This window comes from Fontimonas sp. FW305-C-3, from assembly GCF_058783185.1.
In genome coordinates, this window is the sequence record NZ_JBYSYK010000010.1 from 1 (window position 1) to 1,174 (window position 1,174).

At 61.6% G+C, this 1,174-nt stretch carries 1 protein-coding gene; it reads left to right on the plus strand.

The features are described from left to right. The first annotated feature begins 36 nt into the window (after positions 1-36). Positions 37-1,142, plus strand: a protein-coding gene (locus AC3WUF_RS20945) for an IS3 family transposase (protein WP_492429342.1) whose coding sequence is annotated in 2 segments (ribosomal slippage) — positions 37-295 and positions 295-1,142 — 1,107 coding nt in all. Because the reading frame shifts where the segments join, the coding sequence is not laid out codon by codon here. Positions 1,143-1,174: the final 32 nt, after the last annotated feature.

Sequence of the window (1,174 nt, forward strand, 5' to 3'; positions counted from 1 at the left end):
GTTTGGAGTCCAATCCCATGAGCAAGGAGATTGGACGTGAAGAAGCGATATACGGAAGAGCAGATCATTGGCTTTCTGAAGGAGGCCGATGCCGGCCTGCCGCTGAAGGATCTGTGCCGGCGGCACGGCTTCTCCGAGGCAAGCTACTACCTGTGGCGCAGCAAGTTCGGCGGCATGGACGTGACTGATGCCAAGCGGCTCAAGGCCCTGGAAGCGGAGAACACCCGGCTGAAGAAGCTGCTGGCCGAAGCCCTGCTCGAAAACGAGGCGACGAAGGAAGTTCTTCGAAAAAAGTGGTGACCGCACCGGCTCGTCGCGAGGCGGTGCGGATCCTGCAGGAGCGCGGGATGACCGAGCGGCGTGCGCTGCGGGTCGTTGGAATGAGCGCGTCGGCGCTGCGCTATACGTCCCGGCCAGACGGCAATGCTGAGCTGCGTCAGGAGATCGTGGCGCTGGCCCAGCGGCATCGCCGCTACGGCGCGGAGATGATCTACCTGAAGCTTCGCCAAGCCGGACAGCAGGTCAATCACAAGCGCGTCGAGCGGCTGTATGCGCTGGAGAAACTGCAGGTTCGTCGACGTCGGCGCAAGAAGATCCAGCCGACAGATCGGCAACCCCTTATTCGCCCCGGTGCTGCCAACGAAGTCTGGTCGATGGATTTTGTGTTCGACCGAGTTGCATCAGGCCGCGTGATCAAAAGCCTGACCATCGTCGACGACGCGACACACGAAGCGGTCGCTGTTGTGCCCGAGCACAGCATGGGTGGAGAACATCTGACGCGCATCCTCGACGAGGTCTGCGCTCGGCGAGGCCGACCTAGCGTCATCCGCACGGACAACGGCAAGGAGTTCACCGGCAAGGCGATGCTGAACTGGGCGCATCGTCACGGCGTGCTGCTGCGCCTGATCGATCCAGGCAAGCCAAACCAGAACGCCTACATCGAATCTTTCAACGGTCGCTTCCGCGACGAGTGCCTGAACGAACACTGGTTCACGAGCCTGCGCCACGCACAGGTAGTGATCAGAACGTGGCTACGGGAATACAACGAGGAAAGACCGAAGAAAGCACTCGGCGGGCTGACGCCCGCCGCCTACGCGAAGCAGCTGGCCAGCAAGGCAGTTACAGTAAACCCTGGACTCTGAACAACACCGCTACTCAAGGCGGGGGGACGTCG